Annotated in this window: 22 protein-coding genes and 1 pseudogene; 18 read left to right on the forward strand and 5 right to left on the reverse strand. The window is 70.0% G+C overall.

Translation table 11 applies throughout. From position 1 onward, the window contains the following. Positions 1-219 precede the first annotated feature (219 nt). Complete coding sequence (locus AS857_RS15770; RefSeq protein ID WP_275477368.1) at positions 220-1,068, forward strand: aminoglycoside phosphotransferase family protein; 849 nt, start codon at positions 220-222, stop codon at positions 1,066-1,068. Between the two features lie 241 nt (positions 1,069-1,309). Next, a protein-coding gene (locus AS857_RS37635) for an IS5 family transposase (protein WP_162492566.1) occupies positions 1,310-2,118 on the forward strand; the annotation gives its coding sequence in 2 pieces (ribosomal slippage) (positions 1,310-1,649 and positions 1,649-2,118; 810 coding nt in all). Positions 2,119-2,122: 4 nt separating this feature from the next. Here the strand turns inward: AS857_RS37635 and AS857_RS15785 are convergent. Beyond that, complete coding sequence (locus tag AS857_RS15785; RefSeq protein WP_245699632.1) at positions 2,123-2,497, reverse strand: DUF6896 domain-containing protein; 375 nt, start codon at positions 2,495-2,497, stop codon at positions 2,123-2,125. Between the two features lie 352 nt (positions 2,498-2,849). Between AS857_RS15785 and AS857_RS15790 the strand changes: the two genes are divergently transcribed. Further along, positions 2,850-4,745 (forward strand): SMI1/KNR4 family protein, encoded by a 1,896-nt coding sequence (locus AS857_RS15790; protein ID WP_058044176.1) that lies wholly within the window; start codon positions 2,850-2,852, stop codon positions 4,743-4,745. A 478-nt stretch (positions 4,746-5,223) separates the two neighbouring features. Here AS857_RS15790 and AS857_RS15795 read toward each other — a convergent pair whose 3' ends face one another. Then, positions 5,224-5,634, reverse strand: coding sequence for a DUF6463 family protein (locus tag AS857_RS15795; RefSeq protein WP_058043724.1), 411 nt, complete (start codon positions 5,632-5,634; stop codon positions 5,224-5,226). A gap of 181 nt (positions 5,635-5,815) precedes the next feature. On the opposite strand from AS857_RS15795, the gene AS857_RS15800 reads away from it, so the two are divergent. The 4 genes from AS857_RS15800 (at position 5,816) to AS857_RS15810 (ending at position 8,559) form a co-directional block, all read left to right on the forward strand. Then, the gene (locus AS857_RS15800; protein ID WP_058043725.1) at positions 5,816-6,403 is read left to right on the forward strand and encodes a TetR/AcrR family transcriptional regulator; all 588 of its coding nucleotides are present in this window, start codon (positions 5,816-5,818) and stop codon (positions 6,401-6,403) included. 360 nt (positions 6,404-6,763) lie between these two features. Next, complete coding sequence (locus AS857_RS39990) at positions 6,764-6,940, forward strand: hypothetical protein (RefSeq protein WP_160330243.1); 177 nt, start codon at positions 6,764-6,766, stop codon at positions 6,938-6,940. Positions 6,941-7,015: 75 nt separating this feature from the next. Continuing rightward, on the forward strand, positions 7,016-7,789 hold the full coding sequence (locus AS857_RS15805) for an alpha/beta fold hydrolase (protein WP_245699857.1): 774 nt from the start codon (positions 7,016-7,018) through the stop codon (positions 7,787-7,789). Beyond that, entirely contained in the window at positions 7,786-8,559 is a 774-nt protein-coding gene (locus AS857_RS15810) for a MerR family DNA-binding transcriptional regulator (protein ID WP_058043727.1), read from the forward strand. The genes AS857_RS15805 and AS857_RS15810 overlap by 4 nt, the downstream gene beginning before the upstream one ends. A 144-nt stretch (positions 8,560-8,703) precedes the next feature. Here AS857_RS15810 and AS857_RS15815 read toward each other — a convergent pair whose 3' ends face one another. Further along, positions 8,704-9,984, reverse strand: a complete 1,281-nt coding sequence (locus AS857_RS15815) for an MFS transporter (RefSeq protein WP_173864757.1) — start codon at positions 9,982-9,984, stop codon at positions 8,704-8,706. Between the two features lie 97 nt (positions 9,985-10,081). Between AS857_RS15815 and AS857_RS15820 the strand changes: the two genes are divergently transcribed. The 4 genes from AS857_RS15820 (at position 10,082) to AS857_RS15835 (ending at position 14,216) form a co-directional block, all read left to right on the forward strand. Then, entirely contained in the window at positions 10,082-10,534 is a 453-nt protein-coding gene (locus tag AS857_RS15820) for a winged helix-turn-helix transcriptional regulator (RefSeq protein ID WP_058043729.1), read from the forward strand. A 648-nt stretch (positions 10,535-11,182) separates the two neighbouring features. Continuing rightward, a complete protein-coding gene (locus tag AS857_RS15825) occupies positions 11,183-13,162 on the forward strand; it encodes an ABC transporter ATP-binding protein (protein WP_058043730.1) in 1,980 nt (659 codons plus the stop codon). Beyond that, the gene (locus AS857_RS15830) at positions 13,159-13,635 is read left to right on the forward strand and encodes an NUDIX domain-containing protein (protein WP_063804325.1); all 477 of its coding nucleotides are present in this window, start codon (positions 13,159-13,161) and stop codon (positions 13,633-13,635) included. Before AS857_RS15825 ends, AS857_RS15830 begins: the two co-directional genes overlap by 4 nt. A gap of 77 nt (positions 13,636-13,712) precedes the next feature. Further along, a complete protein-coding gene (locus AS857_RS15835; RefSeq protein ID WP_063804263.1) occupies positions 13,713-14,216 on the forward strand; it encodes an NUDIX domain-containing protein in 504 nt (167 codons plus the stop codon). A gap of 57 nt (positions 14,217-14,273) precedes the next feature. Here AS857_RS15835 and AS857_RS41385 read toward each other — a convergent pair whose 3' ends face one another. Together AS857_RS41385 and AS857_RS41390 are read right to left on the reverse strand one after the other, a co-directional pair. Then, positions 14,274-14,711 (reverse strand): hypothetical protein, encoded by a 438-nt coding sequence (locus AS857_RS41385; RefSeq protein ID WP_245699858.1) that lies wholly within the window; start codon positions 14,709-14,711, stop codon positions 14,274-14,276. Continuing rightward, a complete protein-coding gene (locus tag AS857_RS41390) occupies positions 14,675-14,866 on the reverse strand; it encodes a hypothetical protein (RefSeq protein ID WP_245699859.1) in 192 nt (63 codons plus the stop codon). The genes AS857_RS41385 and AS857_RS41390 overlap by 37 nt, the downstream gene beginning before the upstream one ends. Positions 14,867-14,983: 117 nt before the next feature. On the opposite strand from AS857_RS41390, the gene AS857_RS15845 reads away from it, so the two are divergent. From AS857_RS15845 to AS857_RS15870, 7 genes and pseudogenes are all read left to right on the forward strand, one after another. After that, positions 14,984-15,658 (forward strand): hypothetical protein, encoded by a 675-nt coding sequence (locus AS857_RS15845; protein ID WP_058043733.1) that lies wholly within the window; start codon positions 14,984-14,986, stop codon positions 15,656-15,658. A gap of 742 nt (positions 15,659-16,400) precedes the next feature. Further along, the gene (locus AS857_RS15850) at positions 16,401-17,021 is read left to right on the forward strand and encodes an RNA polymerase sigma factor (protein WP_058043734.1); all 621 of its coding nucleotides are present in this window, start codon (positions 16,401-16,403) and stop codon (positions 17,019-17,021) included. Beyond that, positions 17,018-17,992, forward strand: a complete 975-nt coding sequence (locus tag AS857_RS15855) for a CU044_5270 family protein (RefSeq protein ID WP_058043735.1) — start codon at positions 17,018-17,020, stop codon at positions 17,990-17,992. Before AS857_RS15850 ends, AS857_RS15855 begins: the two co-directional genes overlap by 4 nt. A gap of 108 nt (positions 17,993-18,100) precedes the next feature. Then, a pseudogene (locus AS857_RS37640) lies at positions 18,101-18,355 on the forward strand (glutaredoxin domain-containing protein); the annotation flags it as partial. Between the two features lie 241 nt (positions 18,356-18,596). Next, positions 18,597-20,330 (forward strand): amidohydrolase, encoded by a 1,734-nt coding sequence (locus tag AS857_RS15860; RefSeq protein ID WP_245699860.1) that lies wholly within the window; start codon positions 18,597-18,599, stop codon positions 20,328-20,330. 252 nt (positions 20,331-20,582) lie between these two features. Continuing rightward, entirely contained in the window at positions 20,583-20,966 is a 384-nt protein-coding gene (locus tag AS857_RS15865) for a DUF6294 family protein (RefSeq protein ID WP_063804327.1), read from the forward strand. Positions 20,967-21,456: 490 nt separating this feature from the next. Continuing rightward, positions 21,457-22,980: a glycosyltransferase family 39 protein gene (locus AS857_RS15870; RefSeq protein ID WP_245699875.1), complete on the forward strand. Its 1,524-nt coding sequence runs from the start codon at positions 21,457-21,459 to the stop codon at positions 22,978-22,980. The last annotated feature ends 226 nt before the right edge of the window (positions 22,981-23,206 follow it).

The following is a 23,206-nucleotide window of genomic DNA, read 5'->3' on the forward strand; positions in this document are numbered from 1 at the left end:
TCCGGCAGGTGGACCTATTGCGTTCCGGCCTGGAACTGGTCGGCGATCGCATCGATCGCCTACTGGCGATCACACCAGCGGTCGCCCCGCTTCAGTGTCGGCCTGGGAGTAACAGCTCGTCCGCGCCCGCTGAGTCATTCGCGCCCTCTACGCTGTCGTGACCGGCAGGTTGGACGCCGACGAGCTGCCTGCCGGCTCTCCCAGGCCGTCGCCGAGAGGATCCCCGCACATGAGAGCCCCGTTGCCGCCCACGCGTTCTGGCGGGGGAAGTTCGGCCGCGAGGCCGCTGCCTACCTGGCCTTCGCCCGCTGCACACCGCCGGTGCGCGTACCGCGTCTGCTCGCCGCCGACGCCGGGAAAGGAGTACTCCTGCTGGAGCGGTTGCCCGGGCATCACGCCAGCCCCGACCGCTACCCGCCGACCCCGCTCGCGCACCAGGACGTGTGCGCAGTCGTCGATGCTCTGGGATCCCTCGCCCGCTGGACCCCCACACCGGGGGCGTTCGCCCAAGTCTGGAACTACCGGCATCGGCTGGACCGCTACCTCGGCTACGGTCTCTTCCAGGACTCCGACCACCAGGCCCTGACCCACCTGTTGCAGGAAGCCGGACCCGCCCGGAACTTCGCCCACGGCGATCCGCTGCCCGGCAACATCCTCCTCGACGGCCCCGGCGTAGGGCTGCTGGACTGGGAATTCGCCGGCTACTACCTCCCGCACCTGGACTGGGCCCTGCTGTGGATCCTCCTCCACGCCACGCCCGAGGCGCGGACCCTGATCGAGGAACGCGTCGCCGCCGGCGGCCCCGCCCACCAGGCCGCGTTCACCGTCAACCGGGCCATGCTCCTGACCCGCGAGCTGCGCACCCACCGGGAACTGCCCCCTGCGCCCCGGCAGCAGAGCCGCCTTGCCACCCTCACCCGCGACTGGGACGCGCTGCGCACCCACTGGCGCCCCGATCGGCGGCATCCGCACTCCATACCGCAACCTGGCCCTCGCCGAGCACACCCTCACCCTGATGGCGACGAGTCGGTCGCGGCATGGAGGGTTGTGTCGGGTGATGCGCAGTAGGAGGCGGGGTGGGGGGCCTTTTCGAAGAACCGTCCGTGCAGCAGAACGATCTCGTCGCTGTGGCAGTCGTACGCTGCGGCGTGCTGGTGGAGGGCGGTGGCGTCGTCGGCCATGTTGCGGATGCTGCCGGTGGCGCTGCCGGCGCGGCGGCTGGTCACGAGCCGGCGGGCTAACTGATCGTTTCAGAATGAGTTGAGCTGCGGGTCTTGCACTCGCCAATCCTGGTCGGCAGGGTGTCCGGGTGCGTGCTGATCTTGTTCCGGACGACCTGTGGGAGCGGGTGGCCCCGTTGCTGCCACCCGCTCCCGAACGGCGCCGCCGGTATCCCGGGCGGTTGCGTGTTCCTGACCGAACAGCACTCGCCGGAGTCCTGTTCGTGCTGCGGACCGGTGTCGCCTGGCGGGACGTCCCGGCGGAGACCGTGGGCTGTTCCGGGGTGACGGCCTGGCGCCGGCTGCGGGACTGGACCGAGGCCGGCGTCTGGCCACGCCTGCACGCCGCCCTGCTGACCGAACTGCGCCGCGCGGACTTGTTGGACCTGGACGACTGCTCCGTGGACGGGTCGCACGTCCGGGCCCTCAAAGGGGGGATCACGTCGGCCCTTCACCCGTCGACCGCGCCCGCCCCGGCTCGAAGCACCACCTGATCGTCGACCGCCACGGAACCCCGCTCGCCGTCACTCTCACCGGCGGCAATCGCCACGACGTCACCCAGCTCCTGCCCCTGCTCGACGCCCTCCCACCGATCCGCGGACGGCGGGGACGTCCCCGCCGCAAGCCCCGGCGCCTGTATGCCGACCGGGGCTACGACTTCGACAAGTACCGCCGCCTGCTGTGGAAGCGGGGCATCAAGCCGTTGATCGCGCGACGCGGCGTCGCCCACGGCTCCGGACTGGGCAAGGTGCGCTGGGTGGTCGAGCGCGCCTTCGCCTGGCTGCACCAGTTCAAACGGCTCCGCACCCGCTACGAGCGACGCGCCGATCTTCATCAGGGCCTGCTCGAACTGGCCTGCGGCCTCATATGCCTGCGCCGCCTGCGCACCCCATCCTGATCGATCAGCTGGCTACGCTGAACCACCCCGGTCGCACCTCGGTCAGAAGCGGTTGCAGGGACCGCACTGCGGTCCGCAGGTCCTGATCAGTGACGTCGAGAGGCTCCGGCAGGCTCAGCCCGTACGAGCGCAGCCGCCAGAGGTCGAAGATTTCGCTCCCGTCGGCGTCGAAGTCGACATCGACCTCGGTGCCGTTGTCGCTGACGAAGCGGCACCCGGCCCCATGAACCGTGTAGGAGTAGGTGCCGATGTGCCCACTCCGGCTGATGATTCGGCGCGAACGGACCAGGCCGAGGACATCTGCGAGTTGCTCAAGCGACGGGATCGCGGCCCTCATAGCCTCGTCAACCGCGTTCAGAGCCTCGACGTAGCCAAGCACGAGCTCCCGTGCAGCCCCAACCCGTTCCATACAGCACCATCCCCCCTGAGCCCGTGGCTGAAGGGATTGTTCCATGAGCCGCCAGCGTCTCCGCAGGACGGCATTCTGAAACGATCAGTAAGTGCGTCGGGGCCGGAGTCGGGACAGAACCGGAAATCGGTGTGCAGGAGCTTGACGTCGCGGGGTCCGGCGTAGCTGATGGCGCCGCGGGCGTCGACGCCGGGTTTGGCGGTGGACCGGTGGCCTTGCACCGGGCGTCGATGAGTAGCCGGCGAGTTGAGCGGGGGAGCGTGGCGGACAGGCGACGACCACGGAGGATCCGGTGTCAGTGGTGGGTGCAACTATCACGGACATGGCTGAAGCGAATGACACGACGTTCGAATGGCGGCCCTTTCTCGCGCAGTGGAGTGAGGAGTGGGCGGACGCCTGTGACCCGGACGACCCGCTCTTGGACGAGGAGGAAGCCGCGCGGCAGGCCCGCTGGCTGGGCTTCGCGCCCGCTTCCGGCTCGCAGATCACGGCGCTTGAGCAGCGTCTCGGGTGCCGGCTTGCCCCGTCTTATCGGGCGTTCTTGGAAGTCAGCGACGGTTGGCGGAATGCCGGCGGCTTTGTCGATCTCCTTGCCGGTACGGGGGAGGCCCGCTGGTACGAGGACGAATCGGGCTTCGGAGAGGTGTACCGGAGCGCGCTGGGCGAACACTCCTCGCCCGAGGAGGTCGCGGAGGTCGGCATGTGGAGCCGCGCGCTGCAACTGGACGTGGAGTCCGACGCCACATACGTCCTGATGGACCCGCAGGACATCACCGGCGGTGGCGAATGGGCCGTCTACTGTCACAGAGCCTGGGGAACCGACCGGCCAAAACGGTATGAGTCCTTCCGTGCGTTCATGGAGGACATGTACCGCGAGTTCCACAGCCTGCGTGCGAGTGAACTGGGGGAGACGGAGTTCGTCAATGCCACGACTCGGGCGCTGGACACGGTCGTCGAGGAAGCCTGGCACGAGGCACTTGACGGGGCGTACGAGCGGGCCGGAGAGATGCTCGAGGAACCGGCGGCGTACGGCAGGCCCCGGGCGGAGGCCCTGCTGGGACAACTCCGGCTGCTGCTCGGAGAAATCTACTTCCACAACGTGGGACCAGGCCTGTCTGCCGAGGTACGCACCCAGGAGTACCCGCCCGCGCCGGCCGACCGCCACCACGTGCATCCCCTGCACGTCGGCCGGCTCCGGCACAGGGACGCGCCCTTTCAGTACACCACTCCGGGGCCGTTCGGCCTGGCCGTCGAAGAAGCCCGCGAGCTGGTCCGCTGGGGCGATGCGGATGCGGCATGGCACACGCTGCTCACGGCCCTGCCTCGGTGGCAGCCGCTGGACCCCACCCACCTCGCGCCCTTCGGTCTGCTCCGGGATTCCCTCCTCGGCCCCCTGCTGACCCCCGAGCAGTCACGGGAACTGTTGGCCGTACGCAGAGGCCCCAAGGCCCTGGCAGACCCGAGCCCCGGCCTTGGCCCCGTGGCGAAGGGCCTGGACCCCAGCGGGCTGGCGTGGCTGGCTGACCAGGAACAAAGCAGCCTGAGGGCCGGGTACCGCTTCGTGCTGGTGGAGGACTCCGATCCGGCAGGACTGCCCGCGCGCCTCGGCTCGGACGGGGTCACCGTCCTGCTGGAGCCGATGACGAACTGGGATGCGCGCGGGCTGCTGCACCGCAACGGAGAGGGCTCGACGTACGGCGACAGGCCGGTGGTCTGCGTGGGCCGCGCAGGCCTGGGGTGGTGCTTCGCCTTCGACGGTGAGCCGCCCGCCTTCGACAGGGGACGCTTCGTCTCCCCGGCAGGGGTTGCGTCGCACGGAACCCGCGCGGTGGTGGTGTGGAGCACGCCCGCCGGACAGAACCGTCCCTCCTCCGTCTTCCACATGTCTGTGGCGGAGAACGGCGAGGAGCGGTACGCGTTCACCGTCCACGGCGCGGAGATCCGGCGCAGCGGCGACATACCTCCGGCACTGGACCCGGATCTCTTCTACGGACCTGTGAACGGTGGGACGGCGCAGGCCGCGGAGGCGTCCGGGCGGGCCGGCGAGCGCCGCGCGCTGGAGGCGATCGCCGCCGAGTTTGACGTCTCACTGCCATGTTTTGCTCTGACGCGAGCGGACTGCCTCTTGCATCGGTTCAAGACCCTGTCGTGGACACGGCCGCCAGGGCCCGGCGAGTCGTTCATGGTGTTGAGCCGGGTAGACGACCAAGCCTTGTGACTGTGGCTCGTCCCGTTAGCCAGGTGTCGGATGGGGCGCCCGGCATGACTTCGTATGGTTGTCGGCATTTGGATGGCCTGGATGTAGGGTCTCAGATCGCAGGGAGCCGGCGGTGTGGTTCGTCCGCCGAAACTTCGGGAAGACGAGCAGGTGCTCTGACCCTAAGAGGCTTTTCCTGTCGCTGAGTTGGCTTACCGGCTGGCGTTCTGGCATCAGAACCCGGACGCCGGCCGTGAGAGTGTGCGTGCCGCTGGCGGCCCCGGGCGACGGGCAAGCACTACGGGGGAGTGCGCTGGCCGGCCGACCGGACCGCGGACTTTGATGCGCTCCAGGACGGCGATGAAGTGGGGCTGCGGGCGGCCTGTTCCGCAGTCAGGACGAGCGACAGCGGACGGCGCCAGTGGCGTTGTCGACTTGGTGTGCTCACTGTTGGGGAGCCTCATGCCGACATGCCGCCTGTCGCTGGCGCGGCCTACGTTCACGCTCGTGGAAGGCCGGTCTTGGGTGCGGGGTTGTCGCGGCGGGCGCGGTGGGCTCCGATCAGCAGCAGGGCGCTCGCGAGCAAGAAGAGCGGCCAGGGCGTGAACGGGAGGACTATGGCGTCGACGATGGTCCAGCTGCCCAGCGTCCAGCCGATGAATGCCGGCGGGGTGATGCCGCGGCGGTCCAGCCACAGCACCGTCAGGCCGATCAGGACGAGCGGTATGCCGAAGCTTTCCAGGCTCAGCCAGTACGCGCTGCCCGCCGGGCTCATCTCGGCAAGGTCCTCGCTCCACAGTCCGCCGCTGAACCATGTCCCGGCGTGGCGCGCGGCTTTCTCCACCGTCAGGGCGCCGAGCGTGTGTGCGGTTCCGCAAAACGTGATGATCCAGCCAGCCCACTTGATCATCTGAGTTCTCCGTTCTTGTCGCGAAGTCACGCGGTGCGACTTCATCGCGGTTGTCTCTGTGCAGCGGTAGTAGGGATCTCTGCAGTCATAGTTCCGATACTGCTGTTTCGATACTCTCGTTCCGTATAATGCAGGCATGACGGTGAGAAGGCAACGGGGCGGACGCCCCCGAGACAGTCGCGTGGACCAGAAAATCCTGCAGACCACGCGTGAGCTGATCGACGAAGTCGGCTACCCGGCCCTGACCGTCGATCAGGTCGCGACGCGCGCCGGGGTGGGCAAGGCGGCGATCTACCGCCGCTACGCCTCCAAGGCCGAGATGGCGTTCGTCGCCACCATGCATGAGCAGCAGTTGCCTCCGCTGGTCGGCACCGGCTCCTTGCACGGGGACCTGCTGGCGCTGGTCCGCACGTTTCACGCCCGCATGGCCGCCCCGGCGGCCCGGCAGCTGGCACCGGCCCTGATCAGCGAACTTGCCGTCAATCCCGAACTGGATACCCGGTTTCAGGACACCTTCCTGGCCGCCGAACAGGCCGCCTTCGCCGAAATCATCGAACAGGCCGTGGCCCGCGGCGAGCTGGCCGGGACCGTCGACCCCGCGATGGCCCACCTGCTGCTGCTCGGCTCTCTGGCGTCCGCCCTTTACATTCTCAACCTGCCCGTCGACGACGCGCTGGTCACCGACCTCGCCGCCGCTGCCGCAGCAGGAATCACCGCCCTGGCCGACCGGCACCACGGCGACCCCAACGGAGCCGCCGAGCCGCGCTGACCGCTCCGTTTCTCCTGGTTGGGTGGCCGTCCCGGACTCACAAACCCCCACCGGCCTCGTGCTGGGGCGCACCATCTACCAAATGAGCCACGCGCTCCACGCGGGGCAAGGCCGGCTGTCCACGCACTCGTTGAAATACCTGCGGCAAGATTCTCGTAGCCGTTGCTCTCGGGTGGTCGGGGCGCGGCGGCGCAGGTACATGAGCGGGAATCCTCCGCTTGTGTTTACTGCGTGGCGCCGCCTGCGCTGCCCTTCGCCCGGTTCTGGCCCCACGGCCGACGCCACCTCGGCACCGTCCGCCGCGGCCAGTAGCCCGCTGTCGCCTGGCCGACCAGGTGCGGCGTACTTGGAGGCTTGCGCTTGCAGGCCGAGTACGCAGGCGTGGATGGCAAGACCTGCTTCTACGACGCCGCCGAGGTGGTGCCGATGGGCGTCGTCGTCCTGCTGGATGTCGGTGGGGAGTGCGCGCGTGCCAGGCCGATCGCCTCGCCCGGCGACGAATGCGGTGCCGACATCGGCACGGCCGGCGCCGGTTGAGCTTGACCCGAGGTCAGGGTTCACACTCCTCGCATGACCACCTCGAAACCGGCCGACTCGGCCTGGACCGGCGTGGTGCCGGTCGACGACACCGCTCTGAGCGTGACCGACACCGGTGGCCCCGGCCGTCCCGTCGTCTATCTGAACGGCTGCTATGCCGACCACCGGCCCTGGCGGCCCGTGATCGCCGAACTCGGCACCGGCTGGCGGCACATCACCTACGACGAGCGGGCTCGCGGCCGATCGAGGCGCTCGGCGGACCATTCGTTCGAGGCATGCCTCCGTGACGTCGATGCCGTCCTCGAGGCGAGGGGGGTGGACCGGCCGCTGCTGGTCGGGTGGCCCTACGGCGCGTTGATCGCGGCGCACTGTGCCGGCCGGAACCCGGACCGTACCTTCGGCATCGTCGGGGTTGACGGCCCGTTCCCCTGCGGCTGGACCGACGAGGCCTCCTTCGAGCGGATCCGGAAGCTGTTCCGCCGGATGGGCCGGCTGATGCCAGTGCTCCGGCCGCTGGGCCTGGCCGCGCGGATGACCACCGGGCAGCACGCCGAGGTAGCCATCGAGAGCCACAAGCTCCACGCCGCCCTCGGCCCGGTCCTCGACAGCCTGATCTGCCCGGTCCGGTATGCCGTCGCCTCGGGGGAGGCTTTCGGAAGCAAAGGGAACGAGCAAGAGCAGATGCGCACCACACTCGGCCCGGTGCTCGCCCGCAACCCGAACCTGAAGGTGAGCGCGAAGGTCGCGAGCAACCACGGCACGATCCTCCGCAAGGAATTCCGCGCCGTCGCCGTGGCAGTACGCGAGACGGCAGCGGCTCATGACCAGGAGGGTTCGCCGAGCCGATGACGGATGGGCTCACGATCGGCCGGGCAGCGGCCTTCGCCGGCGTCACGATCAAGACCGTGCGGCACTACCACCGGCACGGGCTGCTCCAGGAACCCCGCCGCGACCGCTCCGGCTACCGCCGGTACGGATCAACCGAACTGCTGCGGCTGGTCCAGGTCCGCACGCTGGCCGCCGCCGGCGTGCCGCTGGCCGGGATCGGGCCCCTGCTGGAGGCCGACGCCGAGCAGTTCGCCGCCGCACTCGTCGACGTCGAACAGCGCCTCACCGATCGGATCGAGGAGTTGATCGCGCGGCGCGACACGCTGCACCGGCTCGCCGAGGGCGACCGGGCCCTGCTGCCCGACCGCGCTCTGGCGCTGCTGGACCGGATGCCCGGCCTCGGCTTCACCCCCGACGAAGTGGCGGCTTCCCGGGAGGGCCTGGTGCTGGCCAGGGCGCTGGCTCCCGAAGGCGTCGACGAGTACCTCACCGCGCTCGAGCGCGCCTTTGACGACGCCCCGTTCATCGCCCTGATCAGGCGCTGCGGGGAAGCCATGACCTGGGAACCGGACGACCCCCGCATCGAGGAACTCGTGACCGCCATGGCCGAGGCATTCCTCGCCAGCCCCGAACGGCTGAAGAACGTGACCAGCTTCCAGGCCCGTACCGAGACCGCGATCCGCTACCGGCTCATCAGCCGCTTCGGCAATCAGTCACCAGCCGGGGCCCGGATGTCCGATCTCATCGAGGCCAAGCTCTGCTCCGCGGGCGTCCCCATCCCGCACCCCTGACGGCGGTCCCGCTCCCCGGCCGCAGGGCGACAAGAACTCTGGGGCTGGGCGGCGACGCCGGGCGGGTGAGCTCCCCGGCGGCCGCCCGGCCCCCCCCGGCCTGCGGCGCGCCCGTCACTCAACGTTCGGCGAGAACGCTCGGGCTTAGAACCCTCGGGCTTCACTGCGAGAGGCCAACTTGGCGGCGGGGTCCGGGGTGCTGTGCCGAGTGAACGCCCACAGCACGAGCCCGAGGCAGCTGAACGCGGCACCCAGTGCGCATACGGCGCCCCAGCCGGCCACCGTGTAGAGGGAGGTCGCGGCGATGGCGCCGGTGGCGCTGCCGACCGAGTAGAAGACCATGTATCCGCCGATCAGCCGGCTGCCCGCGTCCGGGTGCAGCGCGTAGATCAGGGTCTGGTTGGTGACGTGGACCGCCTGCACGGCGAGGTCGAGAAGGATCACCCCGACGACCAGGGCCCAGAGCGAGCTGCGGGTGAAGGCCAAGGGCAGCCACGAGGCGGCGAGCAGTGCCAGGGCGATGCCGGTGGTCCGCCGGGAGAGCCCGCGGTCGTTCAGGCGGCCCGCCACGGTCGCGGCAAGGGCGCCGGCGGCCCCGATCAGCCCCAGCGCCCCGATCGCGCTGTGGGACAGGAAGTACGGGGCCTCGCTGAGCGGCAGCGCGACGCTGCTCCACAGGGTGCTGAAGGCGGCGAAGACCAGGAGACCGAACAGGGCCCGGAGCCGCAGCAGTCGTTCCCGTGCGAACAGGGTGATCGTGGAGCGCAGGAGCTGTCCGTAGCGCAGGGCTGTCGTCGGAGCGTCACCGTGGCGCGGCAGCACTCGGTACAGGACCAGGGCGAGCAGAGCGGTGAGCGACGCCGAGGCGAGGTAGACGGAGCGCCAGCCTGCGAGATCGGCCATGAGGCCGGATGCGGTGCGGGCGAGCAGGATTCCGATGACCACACCGCTGGTGACCAGACCGACGACTCGTCCGCGCCCGGCGGGAGGGGCCAGTGATGCCGCGAAGGCCACGAGCGTCTGCGTGACGACCGCGAGGAGCCCCGTCGCGGCCATGCCCGCGAGCAGGATCGCCGCCGTGTGGGCGGCGGCCACCACGGTCAGTGCCATCACCAGGAGCAGCAACTGGGCCACGATGAGCCGTCTGCGGTCGGCCACGTCGCCCAGCGGCACGAGGAAGAAGAGTCCCAGCCCGTATCCGACATGCGTGAGGGTGACCACGCTGCCGACAAGTGCCGGGCTCATGGCGAGGTCGTGGCCCATGGTCACCAGGAGCGGTTGGGAGAAGTAGACGTTGGCCACCGCGGCCCCGCAGGCGACGGCGAACAGGATGACGATGCCGCGGGACAGGACGGGCGTGGAACCTTCCCCGCTCCGGGCCTCGGTCCTTCGTGTCACAGCCTCACCGTTGCCTGGCATCAGCATTCCTCCGCATATCTGGTTTCATCTTGCTACCAATGATGACGGCGACGGTAGCCATTTTGGTAGCATGTTGCAACCGTTGTGAGAGTGGAGGGACGCCATGGTGACCAGAACGCGCTTCGACGACAGTGAATGTCCCGTCGCCCGGTCGGTGGACGCGATCGGCGACTGGTGGTCCCTGCTGATCGTGCGGGACGCCTTCGACGGAAGCCGGCGCTTCGGGGAGTTCCAGCGCAGCCTCGGCGTGGCGAAGAACATCCTCACCGCGCGTCTGCGCACCCTGGTCGCCGGCGGTGTCCTCGAAACCGTCCCCGCCTCGGACGGCAGCGCCTACCGCGAGTACGTACTGACTCCGAAGGGCAAGGCGCTCTTCCCCGTCATCGTGGCACTGCGGCAGTGGGGCGAACAGAACTTCTTCGCCCCCGGCGAACCACACTCACAGATGGTCGACCGCCGACAGGGACATCGCCTCCGCACACTGGAAGTGCTGTCTGCGGACGGGCGGCGGCTGAACCCCGACGACACCACCGTCCACAAGATCTCCACCCAGTGACCTGAGCGGAGACCCGGTGCCGTACGCCGCTCTGCCGCCATCTGCGCGCATGCCGCGAACAGGCCGTCGAAACCCTGCCGCGCACTGCTCCAGGCCAGGCCTGACCCTGCCGGAGACGGCGGCAGGATCCCGTCGATGCCGGCCGAACGGATTTCCACGTACGCGCGCCTGGTGGACGGCTTGTCGTAGACGAGACCGGTCACGCGGGCGTTGAACTCGTCGACGATCGGGCAGGTGGGCGCCGAGGTCGGCCGAGTAAGTCCCGCGCTGGGACATGAAGATCACGTCCGGTTGCGGTTCAGGCCGCCGTCGATCACCCTCTGGCCGTGCGACACCTCGCACGCGTGTCGCACTCCCGCTCTGCGTGTTCGGTCCCGTGCGGCGGATGGGGCCTGTCTGGCGTCTGGGAGGTTTCCCGATAGCCGGTCAAACCGGAGCCTCTGGTGACCATGACGGGGCGTAGCGAATGCTTGGCGATGCCGTAGCGGCGGCTTGCCGGCACGCCGAGTACGACGCGCGGACGTGGGAGGGCTGCCGGCCGTCTGACTCCGCGGCAGGTGGTGTATGGCACCTGGTCGTCTTCGCCGGCCAGGTGCCATACACCACCTGCATGCACGTGCCCATCCGACCCTTACCCCCGGAGGCGCGGTGAAGTTGCTCCGAAAGCCGACCACGACCTACCAACCCCCCATCTCGAAGTCCGAACAGCTGCTGTTCAGCGGCCACCTGCGGCACGACAAGGCATGGGCCCAGTACGCGGACCCGCTGCTGCGCATGAGCTTCTGGTCCATGGCCAAGCAGTTCCCCGCCATGCTCGCCGTGATCGCCCGCATCGCCTGGCGCGAGGACCCCCGTGCTCTCGCCGTCCTCGTCGGAGCGCAGCTCGCTTCCGGCGTCATGACCGCGTTCCTGCTCGTCTCCATCAACGGTGTCCTGGTCGCCCTGTTCTCCAGCGGACCGACGACGGACAAGCTCCGGGACGCCCTGCCCGCACTCCTGTCCGGCGGCGCGGCATCCAGCGTCTCCGTGCTCCTGGGGTGTCTGATCGTGAAGGTCGAGGCGCGCCTGTACCCGAAGATCGAGCTGGCGTGCAGGACCGCCTACTACGAGATGATGGCGCGCGTCGAGATGTCCGCGATGGAGGACAAGGACATCCAGCGCAAGCTGTCCATGGGTTACTACGGCACGGACAGCGTCCGCCGGATGCTCGACAGCTCGGTGTGGGTCGTCAGCGGCCTGATGAGCCTGACGGCCGCCGCCGTCGTCCTCGCCTCGCTGCACGTGCTCCTCGTCGGCGCGCTCGCGCTGATCGCGGCACCCCGCTGGTGGGGCGCGGTCGTCGTCATGCGGCGGGCGTACGCCTCCCGGCACGCGTGGATCGACCACACCCGAGCCGTGGACGTCCTGACCTACCCGATCACGCGGGCCGACGCGACGCCGGAGCTGCGCGTCCACGGCGCCGGGCGCCTCCTGGTCAACGCCTCCCAGGACATGGGTGCCACGGCGGCGAAGGAGAAGGAGCGGCTGGGCAGCGCCGAGGCCATCACCGAGATCGTCGCGGCCGCCATGTCCGGCACGGCCCGCGTGCTCGCCTACGCACTGCTGTGGTGGCTGCTCGTCGCCGGAGGGATGCCGCTGGCCGCCGCCGGGACGGCCGTCTTCGCCATCCGCAACGCCACCGGCTACCTCAACACGGTCGTCAACCAGATGAACCACATGTTCGAGGAATCGCTGTACCTGACCGACATGAACAACGCGATCAAGCTCGGCCGGGAGCACGCCATCCCCACGGGCGGTAGGCCCGTGCCCGGCGACGGTGTGCGGGTGGTCCTCGAGGATGCGTCGTTCCGGTACCCGGGCGCGGAGAAGGACGCGCTGCGCGAGGTGTCGCTGACGATCCCGCCGGGCAAGGTCGTTGCACTGGTGGGGGAGAACGGCTCCGGGAAGACCACGCTGGCCGCGCTCGTGGCCGGGTTGTACCTGCCGACGTCAGGGCGGGTCTCGTACAACGGCGTGGAGGTCCGCGACGCCGATCGCGAGAGCGTCTTCGGCAAGGTCGCACTGCTGTCCCAGAACGTACAGGCGTGGCCGATGACCGTGAAGGCCAACGTGCACATCGGCGACGGCAGCAGACCGCTGGTGCACAGGAACGTCGAGGCGGCCGCCGAGCGGGCCGACGTCCGTACGATCATCGAGGAGCTGCCCCACGGGTGGGACTCGATCGCGCTCAAGGGCTTCGAGCGCGGGGTGAAGCTCTCCGGCGGGCAGTGGCAGCGCGTCGGCGTCGCCCGGGTCCTGTACCGGGGCCGGGAGCTGAACATCGTGGACGAGCCCACGGCCGCCCTCGATCCCCGGGCGGAGATCGAGATGTTCGAGTCGCTGCACGAGCTGACCGGCGACGGCGTCACCTCCGTCCTGCTCATCACCCACCGCCTCGCCGCCACCGCCACCGCGGACGTGATCTACGTCCTGCACGAGGGACGGGTGATCGAGTCGGGTACGCACGCCGAGATGATGGCCATCGAGGACGGCCACTACCGGGGCCTGTACGAACTGCAGGCCTCCCAGTACGCCACCACGACCACCGGGACGACGAAGGTCCCGCATCAGCGAGGGGGATGCGCATGAAGATCCGGAACTCGGCCAACGGGCTCGTCGTCCGCGACGGGCACGTGCTGCTCCTGCGCGGGAACTGGCCGCAGCCGGACACCTACTGGCTGCCGGGCGGCGGCCAGGAACCGGGGGAGACCCTGCCGGCGTGCGTCGAGCGTGAGGTCTGGGAGGAGACCGGCGTCCGCGTCCGGGCCGGAGAACTCCTCCTCGTCCGCGAGAACATCCCCGCCAACCACCCCGACGGGCCCTTCCCCCGCAGCGGCAGCCACCGCGTGGAGATGGTGTTCTGGTGCGACCTCGTCGACGAGCCCGAAGTCCTCGGCGGCACCGAGCCGGACACGGTGCAGGTCAGCGTCGAGTGGATTCCGGTGGACAAGCTCGCAGGTCTGCGGTTCCTGCCCCTGTGGTTCGACGAGCGGCTGCCCGAGCTCATCACCCTGGGGCAGAAGCGGGGCAGGGCCGGCGTCTACGCAGGAGATGTCGTCTGAACGCCGGCGAGGTGAAGCGGGTCCTGCCACGGCCGAGCCGTGACAGGACCCCTACCGACGAGGGAGGGAGGAGAGCAATGGGGAACCGAGAGTTACCGATGAGCCCGGACGAGTACGTCAAGACGCTCCCGAAGGTCACCGTGGCGGCAGCGGTGCTGCTCACGGTCGGGGAGGACCGGCCGGTCATGCTGCGCTCCGTTTTCAAGCGAGGCGGCTGGCAGTTCCCGGGCGGGAACTCCGAATACGGGGAAGACCCGAGGACGGCAGCCGCCCGGGAGGCGGAGGAGGAGACCGGGCTACAGGTGCCGGGCCCGATGGACCTGCTCCTCATGCACTTCATCCACCCCGGTGCAACGGGCTGGCCGCTGCCGAAGATCGTATGCGTCTTCGACGGCGGGAACATCACCTGGGAGCAGTTCAACTCCATCCGGCTCGACCCGGAAGAGCACGACCACGTCCGGGCCCTGCAATGGGACGACTGGGCGACCGAGGCCGACGCGTCCCGCATGAAACTCCTCAACGCCGTGCACCGCGCCCGGCTGACGGGGCGTGCCGAGTACGTGGTTCGCGGCACGCCGTGAGACGCGGTCGGCACAGGTGGCTCCTGCCACCTGTGCCGACCCGGTGCTCCCCGGCCCTCAACCATCTGTGTTCGTCCAGCGGTGTCGCGGACGATCGCGGGACACGGTCACGCGACCAGGCGCAGCCAGGCCGCAGCGAGTGCGGCGTGACCGGCCGGCGTCGGGTGCACGCCGTCCTCGGCCCAGTGTTCCGGTCGCCGCAGCGAGTTCGGCGAACATGCAGTCGGCGGGAAGCAGATGGGTACCGTCCTCGTCGGCGAGTTCCCGCACAGCCTGGATCTTCGGGTTCAGGTCGGCGCGCCATTGCTTTTGCTCTTCCTCTCCGATGAGCGCAACACCGGCCTCGACGACGCCGTGGATCGGCAGGAGGAACGGCTCGATGAGAATCCGCTCCGTGCCCGCTTCGGCCGGCGGCGCGAGCAGGCGGTCGTAACCCGCCGCGAAGTCCTCCGTGGGGATCACGTAGCCGTCCAGGTCGAGCGTGTGCCAGCCCATGTCACGGGCCGGTCCGGGTACCGGAAGCCCCACTCGCCCGCGACGCGCAGCGGGTAGCCGAACCCGAGGCCGTCTTCGCTCTCCGACCGCCGGCTGTCGGTGATCGAATCGCCGGTGAACATCACGGTGGTTCCCTGGCGGAGGGTGATCGTCATGTGTGCTCCATGAAGTGTGGGTTGGGGGCGAGAGAAGGTTCACCAGGAACAGGCAGGAACAGAGCGGCGGTCGGGGCCGCACGTGTCGCGGGGCACGACGACCGGGCCTGGCGCCTGGTGGTCCTGCAGTGGCCGTACCTGACCTGGCACGTGAGGGACGGCTGGGTTCCGCTGCTGGAGCAGGCCCTGGAGGCGGCGCAGCACCTCGGCGACCCGGATGCCGAATCCCGCGTGAGGGCCCTGCTGGGCTGGGTCCTCACGGAGGAGGGCCGGCCGGCCGAGGCGCTCGCCCACCTGGAACTCGCCCCCAGCCTCGCGGCCCGCGCAGGCGACCGGACGAGCGAGGCCATCGCCCTGCTCAACCTGGCGCTCGCGCTGGACCGGAGCGGGGCAGTCGATGCAGCCCGCAGCCATGCGGCCCGCGCGGCCGAACTCGCCCGCGCAGCCGACGACGTCCTCACGGAGCTCTTGGCGACGGAGACCCGCACCCGCCAACTCCTCGCCGACGGGGACGCCATGGCCGCGGAGCAGTGCGCCGCGTCCGCGCTGGCGTGCGTGGAGGATCTGACAGACGGAGCACAGGCACTGGCCGCGATGCTCCGCACGCTGCTGCGGATGAGCCGGGGAGAGGCGCTCTTCACCCTCGGTGACCACACTGCCGCACGGACCAGCGTCCGGCAGGCGCTGACCGAGGCACGGACACAGGGCTTCCAGGAGGGTGTCAGACAGGCGCAGGCCCAGCTCGCCCGCTTCACGGCGAGCATGCCGGAGAGGCCCATGCGGGGGCGCTGAGCTCGCGCGGCGCGCCCTCTCATCGGTGCGACGCGGCCCCAGGCTGCCCCTGCAGGGACGGGGCGAGAATTCGCGGTGCCATCCCGAACCCTCACAGCCGCTCCTTACCCTCATAGCCGCTCCTTCTGGCACTGTGCGGTAGCCGGAGAGGAGAGGAGCAGCCGCCCCGGGAACGCATGACACCGTCCCGAATCCTGGTCAAGACCGCGCCCCTCCCCGCCGTCCGACCGCGCCGTCGAACGGCACGGGCCGGACCCCCGCGGCGGATCACATGCTGTCGCCTCGCCCTACCACGCCACTAACGTCCCGTGGGTATCTGTCAACGCACAGTTAACACACCACAGCTAACGCTGCTCCTGCCTCGGGCCTCAGGCCCCGGAGCCTGGCCGGTGGCGAGGCCCCGTCCCGCGCATGACGGGCGGCAGGGGGAAGCGGCTCTTCGAGCCTGGGGGGGGCGGTCCGGTTCAGACCGGTACGGCTTCGGTGTGCCCGCTGGGGAGTGGGTTGCAGGACGCAGGTTTCCGAGGTCCCGTAGGAACCCTTTGGGCGTGGGCCCACTCCTCCATCGTGAACCCAGGGGGTAAGGCCGACACGGTCCCCGTTCATCTCATGCGGCGACTACGCCTGTCCGTAGCCCGGTGCCTCGTACCGAGCCGCCACCTCTTGTGACGTGGGTCACCGGAACCACCTCCGGTTCGCGGAGAGGTACTGGTCATGAATGGAATGAGAGTGAGGTGCGTCTATGCGCGACCGCATACGGGCGGGTGACCGCGAGGCGTTCGCCGAGCTCTACGACGAGCACGCACGAACCGTCTACAACCACGCCTTCCGGCTGACGGGCGACTGGTCGTCGGCCGAGGAGGTCATGTCCGAGACCTTCCTGGAGGCATGGCGCACCCGCGAGAAGCTGGAGCCGGAGGGCGGGTCGCTGCGGCCGTGGCTCCTTGGCATCGCCACCAACAAGGCACGCAACGCCAACCGGCGGGTACGCCGTCGGCTGGCATTCCTGGCCCAGCGGCTCTCGGCGGAGCCGGTGCAGGACTTCGCGGACGAATCGGCCTCGCGCATTGACGACAGCCGCGAACTGGAAGCGGTGCGCAGGGCGGTCAAGGCGCTGCGCCGTCCGGAGCGCGAGGTCCTCGCGCTGTGCGTGTGGTCCGGCCTGGACTACGCCCAGGCCGCCCAGGCGCTGCGCGTTCCGGTGGGCACCGTGCGTTCCCGCCTCTCGCGTGCCCGCGCCCGGCTCCGCCGGCTGACCGACGAACAGCTCACCGCGGATGCCGGCCGCACGCGACCCGGCCGCACGGCAAGAGAGAACACGGCCGCTCTGGCGGCCCTGGCCGTCCAGGAGGACGCCCGATGAACGTCACCGAGCACCAGGAACTCGCCCGACGGCTGCCGGCCCCGGCCGAGCGGGACCTGCCGCCGAACCGGCACCGGCATCACAAGGAACTGCTGATGCGCACCATTGACGGTGACAGGCCTCGCCCGCGCCGTCGGCTCGTACGCCCGGCCTTCGCGCTGCCTGCCGCGGCGGCGGTCGTGGCGGGCGCCCTGGCGGTCACCGTCCTGCCCGGAACGCATGACCGCTCCCCGGAGGCGCAGGTCTCGCCGGCAGAGCCCGGCACCCCACGAGGAGCGGTGGTACTGCTGGACCGGATCGCCGCCGTGGCCATGAAGACCGACACCGAAGCGGTACGGGACGACCAGTACGTCTACGTGCGCAGTCTGACCACCGACACCGTGCACATCAAACCGGTCAAGGTGGGAGGGCTCAAGGAACGGGAGGACTGGGTGCCGCAGGACCCGCATGCGTCACATGAGGCCGGTGTCTTCCGCGAGGACGGGAAGTTCGTCCCCATCACCAGCTCCGACAAGGACCGAGCAGGCATCGACCGGCCCACGTACAAGTGGCTGGCCTCCCTGCCCACCGACCCCGACGCGCTTCACGAGCGGATCCGCAAGGAGACCAGGCCGGTCCGGGGCCAGGACTTCGACCAGACCGTCTTCGACACCTTCGGCACCTTGCTGTCGAGGGGCGTCATGCCGTCCCGGACCGAGGCAGCCCTCTACAAGGCCGCTGCGAAGATCCCGGGCGTGGTGGAGATGCCGGACGCCGTCGACGCGGACGGCCGCCACGGCGTCGCCATCGCCCGCGAGGACCGGCAACTCGGCGAGCGCACCGAATGGATCTTCAACAAGGAGTCCCTGAAGTTCCTCGGCGAGCGCACCTACCTCACCAAGACCAGTGAGCGGGGCAACGCCGGCACCCTCGTCTGGGCCAACGCGATCCTGGACCGGGCGGTAGTCGACCAGCCGCGGCAGGTTCCCTGACGCGCCGGACGGGAAGTCCGCCTCGACGGACGGTCGGCAGAAGCGGAGCACCGGAACCGCCTTCAGCCCGCGCGGATGCCAGGCCCCGCGATCAGAACTTGACGATGCCGCAGTGCGGTCGACGGTCGGCTGGTCGTTTTCTGGCGGTCGGGCTGCAAGTACTGCCTGCGCCTGCGCATCCGCTTGGGCCGTAACGCTCACCGGTTGTATTGGGTCGACATCTGGCGTGACCCGGCTGGGGCGGCGGCGGTGAGGGCGGCCAACGATGGCAATGAGACCGTGCCGACCGTCGTCGTGGCGGGCCGGCCGCACGTCAACCCCGATCCTGACTGGGTGCGCGAACAGCTCTCCCCTTCCGCGTGATGAGGAGCGGTCCTATGCCGGGAAGTCCGTAAGCCCCGAAGACCGCCGGTCGGTTTGCGAAGGGGAGCATCTGCCGGTCTCCCGCCGCCGGGTTTGCCGAAGAGCCCGCCTTGCCGTTGCACAGGCGTGGAGGCCGCCTTCGCCGTGGGAGGGCTCGCCACTTGACGCATCTCCCTTCACCGGAACATCCTCCGTTCGTTCCCAGCTCCTTATGTAGATGACGCAAAACAGGAGAATTGCTTTGACTTCACCTGACATACGCCCGCCCGCGACGATCTCCCGGCGGGGCGTCGGCCGGATATTAGGAGCCGCTGCGGCTGCTTCACTGCTCGGTGGTACGGGGCGGGCTGCCGCTTCTGAATCGGGCGCCGCGGACCTGGTGTTCCACAACGGCGATGTGATCACGATGGACCCGAGGCGCCCGCGAGCAACGGCCGTGGCCGTCCGGGCGGGCAGGATCGTCTACGTGGGCCCGGACGCCGGCGCCCGGGCATTCGCCGGCAGAGGCACCGAAACAGTGGACCTGCGAGGCCGGACGCTGACCCCCGGCATCAACGACACCCACCTGCACGCAGCGGTGTACCGGCTGAACCTCCCGCCGTACGCGCTCGATCTCGGCCCGGCCGCAGCGAAGTCCGTCGCGGACATCGTCGCCGCCGTGGCAGCCGAGGCCGGACGCACCCCGGCGGGGGAGTGGATCCGGGGCGCCGGATGGAACCCCAATCGGCTGGCCGAGAACCGGGAGCCGAACCGCGACGACCTCGACCGCGTCTCGCCGGACCACCCGGTGTTCCTCCAGGACAGCGGCTATCACGTCAGCGCGGTCAACTCCCGCGCCCTCGAGATCGCCGGGATCACCGACGTCGGGCCGAACGGGACCAGGAAGCCCGGCGTCGACTACGACGCCAACGGGCGCCCCACCGGCGTACTGCGCTACGGAGGGCAGGCCCTGGTCCAACTGCTGCTCCCGCCCCGCACACGGGAGCAGCGCAAGCAGGCGATCCAGGACGCGCTCACCCGCCTGCGGGCGGAGGGCATCACCAGCTTCACCGACCCCGGCCTCGGACCCGGCGGCGACGGACTCGGCGGGGGCACCCAGGGCATCGAGACCCTCAACGCCTATGTGGACCTGGCCCGGGCCGGCACCCTCGACGCGCGGGTGAGCGCGCTGTTCCTGCCCTGCTCCCAGTCCGGCGGATCCGCCGCCGCGGTCGACAAGGCGTTGCGCGAGTTCACGCCGCCGACCGGCGTCGACCCCCGCCGGTTCGCGGTGCGCGGGGTCAAGCTGTTCTCCGACAGCGGCGGTGACCTGCTGGTCGCCGGGAACACGAACGAGGAGCGGGCGGCCGAACTCGCCGAGATGGTCCGTATCGCCCATGCCGCCGGCTACCAGGTGGGGGTGCACTGCTACCGGTGGGTCCCCACCGTCGTGGACGCGTTCACCGCGGCCCTGCGCCGCCACCCGCGAGCCGACGCCCGGCACATCGCGATGCACGGCGCGTTCGTCCCCGAGAGCCTCCTGCCCACCATGGCCAGGTACCGCATCGGCCTCGGGCCGCAGGCGCAAAGCTGGGCCAACGCGATCCACCGAGCGGCACAGGGACCGGCCGGCGACGCCTTCCTGCCGTGGCGCTCGGCGGTGGACGCCGGTGTGCCGCTCCTCGGCAGTTCGGACGCCCCGGTGAACGCGCCGAACTGGCGCGCAGGCGTACAGGCCCTGATCACCCGGCGCGGTGCCTGCGGCGACGTGCACGGTCCGGAGCAGCGCCTGACCCTGGAACAGGCACTGGCCGCCTACACCACCGCCGGCGCCTGGCAGGACTTCGCCGAGAGCTGGAAGGGCTCGGTGGGCGTGGGCAAGGTGGCCGACCTGTGCGTGCTCGGCGGCAACCTGCGCACCACGTCCCCGGACGAGATCACCGGCGTGCCCGTGGCCATGACTGTCTTCGACGGCCGGGTCGTCTACGAAGCCTGATAGCGGTTGCATCATTTGCACCATGCCCGCCGCCGGTATCACGGCCACGGATGCCGGCGGCGGGCCCAACCCTTGACCACCTTGGGGGATGCCCGGGGCGCGCTGGACTCACGGCCAGTCATATAAACGCATGTATCTCGTGAATATGGTTTTCTTCCGATGTATCTCCTCTTTTCCGTTATCCGGAGTAGCCTTTGGAGCGACGTCGTCACGTCTCGTTGCCGGCGGCACGGGGCGGGAGAGGGGGAGGGCATGGGGGAGTGCATCGGGTCGAGCGTCGCAGGGGAGCCTGTCGAGAATCCTCCGGGGGAGTTCGCGTCGAGGGCGTTCGTCTGGGGAGTCCTGCGGGCCGGTGACTGCGAGCAGAGCAACGGGCGCATCGAGTTCCGTACGGACGACTCGGGGACGTGGAGCTGCACGACCCGGACGTTCTCGACGAGCACCGGTGACATCTGGCACGCCCGGTTCACGGTCCGCAACGCCGGAGGGCTGACCCTGTTCGAGACGCCCACGTTCGACAGCCCGGAAATGGACGACGGGAACCCGCCGCCGCTGTACCACTGGTCGCGGGAGTTCATCTACGACTCGTCCATCTTCAACGAGATCGCCGGAGTCGTGCAGCACTACAGCTGCTGAGCCCCGCCCCCAGGGCAGCCCGCCAAGGCTGCCCTGTTCCAGCACGTCGAGGTAGCGGCTGTCCTGAGACGCGCAGGAGGCCGAACACCCTGACGCCGGGCTACGGGCTACGGGCTATGGGCTCCGATTGGAGCTGCGCGGCGGATCGCAGACCAGGACTAGGGCCAGGGCCCTGGGCGCGGGTCGGCAAGGGACCCAGGGCCCCGGTTTGGATCATGCGTTGCCCGGGCGCTGTCCGGCTGCTCGGCGTGATGCTCTGGACGCCCGGCTGGGGCGGGGATTGCCCGGCGCCGGTGCCCGGGCTGTGCGGGTCGCAGCCACCGCCCTTTTGGATATTGAGTCCGTATTGCACATAATGTACCGAACGTGGGGGGTGCATCCTGCTCGGTGTCACACACGATGCTGTTCGCCGCCCGTCCCAGCACCGCCCCGGTGCGGGAGCGCCAGCGACGAAAGCATCACCGTGACAGCCACCTCGCCCCACCCCGCCATGCCTGTCATACCCGGCGCGTCCACCGGCCGTGCCCGCTGGATGCGCGCGGCCGGGTGGGCGCCGCCGGTCGTCGGGCTCGGCCTCGGAATATGGGGGAACACCGACCCCTCCGCATGGACCGACGAAATCGTCACCATCGACGTGGCAAGGCGGTCCTGGTCGCAGCTGATCGAGCTGCTGGGTCAGGTCGACGCAGTGCACGGCCTGCATTACGTGCTGATGTACCTGGTCGGGCAGGTGACCGGGCTCAACGAGTTCACGACGCGGGTGCCCTCCGCGGTGGCGGTGGCCTTCGCGGTAGCCGGCCTCTCCTGGCTGGGGCGGCTGCTCGGTGGTCCACGTCTCGGGCTGTGCGCGGGGCTACTGCTCGCCGTTCTGCCGACCGCGTCGCGGTACGCCCAGGAGGCCCGCTCGTTCGCCTTCGTCATGGCGGCAGCGGTACTGGCCACGGGTGCCCTGGTGAAGGTCCTGACCAGCCGTGGCCGTGGCGGGGGCCGGTGGCTGGCCGGCTATGCCGTGCTGATAGCCCTGCTGGGCTGGTTCAACGTGCTGGGACTGCTGCTGGTGGCCGCCCACGCGGTCACCGTGGCCCTCCGGCGCCCCGGCCGCCGCGTCGTCGTACGCCTGCTGCTCGCCCAGGCCGCGGGCATCGCCGCCGTCGTCCCGCTGCTGATCCTCGGCTCCGCCCAGAGCTCCGCCGTGGGCGAAGCCGCACCGGTCACCGCCGCAACACCGTTCAACTACTTCACCTGGCTTCTCACCCCCGGCCAGGACACCCTCCCCACCGCACTGAAACTCCTGCTCACCCTCACGGCCCTCACCGCCCTGACCCTCCTTGCAGTGCGCCGGCACAAGGCCCCGCCCCTGGCCCTCGCCGTCGGCGTGCCCTGGCTGGCCGTCCCCCCACTGCTCCTCATGTCCGTCTCCCTCGGCCACCCCCTCTTCGCCTACCGCTACCTGCTGTTCTGCCTGCCGGCCCTGGCCCTGCTGCTCGCGACAGCCGCCACCGTCGTCCCCCCGCGCCAGCAGCTGCTGCTCGTACTCCTGCCGGCCGTCCCCCTCGCCGCGTCCCACCTCGCCATCCGCCAGGAGGACAGCCGCCAATGGGACACCCGCGCAGTGATCAGAACCCTGCGCATCCACGATGCCCCCGGCGACGCCGTCCTCTTCAGCGGCGCCCGGTGCGGCCTGATCGCCACCGCCTTCAAGGAGGCATTCGCGGGCCGCCCCGACCTGGGCACGGCCCGGACGGCCGCCGGAATCGGCGCCCTGGACAACCTGCCCGCCGACCCGGACCTGCTGCAACAGCGTCTGACCCACACGCCCCGCGTCTGGCACATCACCTGCAACCACCTCTCCTCCGGCGCCCGCCAGGCCGCCACCCGCACCGCCGCGTCCCAGGAAGAGGCCCTCGCCCGCGCCGGTTTCTCCCCGGCCTACCACCACAGCGCCCGCGGCGTGGACATCACCCTCGAACAACGCCCCACCGCCAGGCAGCCCGCCGACGAGCCCGCCCACTGACCCCGGAACGGACACGTACGGCCAAGCAGCCGACGCGACCGCGACCGCGACCGCGATCACGATCGCGACCATGGCGCTCATGCGGCTCAACTTGCACGCGCGTGCACCGAGGGGGCACGGGGTCGATTACCAGGGCGGTGCCGGCCAGGCGCCGGGCAAACTGGTCGGGCGGCCGGTGGTGGGGGGATCGGCATGATCTCGTGCCAGGACGCGATGGCTGCCTGGC

Source organism: Streptomyces roseifaciens (assembly GCF_001445655.1).
Taxonomy (GTDB): domain Bacteria; phylum Actinomycetota; class Actinomycetes; order Streptomycetales; family Streptomycetaceae; genus Streptomyces; species Streptomyces aureoversilis.